Genomic DNA, 654 nt, shown 5'->3' on the forward strand with positions numbered 1-654 from the left:
TTCCAAGGCGAGGCCGCGCACGCGCGAGCAGGAGCTCGAGGAGCGCTGCCGAAGGCTCGAGACCGAGGTGGCCTACCTAAAAAAATTGCGTGCCCTGGTCGAGAGGGACGGACTCTGACCAGGGCGAAGGTCGAGGCCGTGAGCGCCCTGCGCGAAGAGGGGTACGGGCTGGGGTGCCTGCTGGAGTGCGCCGGCCTGGCGAGGTCGAGCTACTACTACGCGCTGTCGCACCCGAAGGCTCCCACCAGGCCCGAGCTCTGGGAGGCCGCCGCCGAGATATTCTCGCGCACGGCCAACGGGTGCGGCCACAGGCAGATCGCCATGTGCCTGCGCGCCGAGCAGGGCGTGCGCATAGCCTACAAGACCGTGCTGAAGATGATGCGCGAGATGGGCATCAGCTGCGGGATCCGCCGCGAGACCGACTACCACAGGTACAACTCGTACAGGGGCAAGGTCGGAAAGACCTTCGAGAACGTCATCGGGCGCGACTTCGCCGCCGACGGGCCGTGGGAAAAGATGGGCACCGACGTCACCGAGTTCAAACAGCCCTGGGGCAAGGCCTACTTCGCGCCGGTCTACGACTTCGGCAGCAAGGAGATCGTCGCCTGGTCCACGTCGCTGCACCCCAACATGGCTCAGCAGCACGAGCTGCTC

1 protein-coding gene is annotated in these 654 nt (G+C 66.4%); it reads left to right on the forward strand.

The window, feature by feature from the left end:
• Window positions 1-138: 138 nt before the first annotated feature.
• Window positions 139-654, forward strand: a 516-nt coding sequence (locus ACTQV3_RS09260; protein ID WP_441550012.1) for an IS3 family transposase, incomplete at its 3' end; no start/stop codon positions are given.

Source organism: Collinsella sp. LCP19S3_A7 (assembly GCF_052121995.1).
Lineage (GTDB): Bacteria > Actinomycetota > Coriobacteriia > Coriobacteriales > Coriobacteriaceae > Collinsella.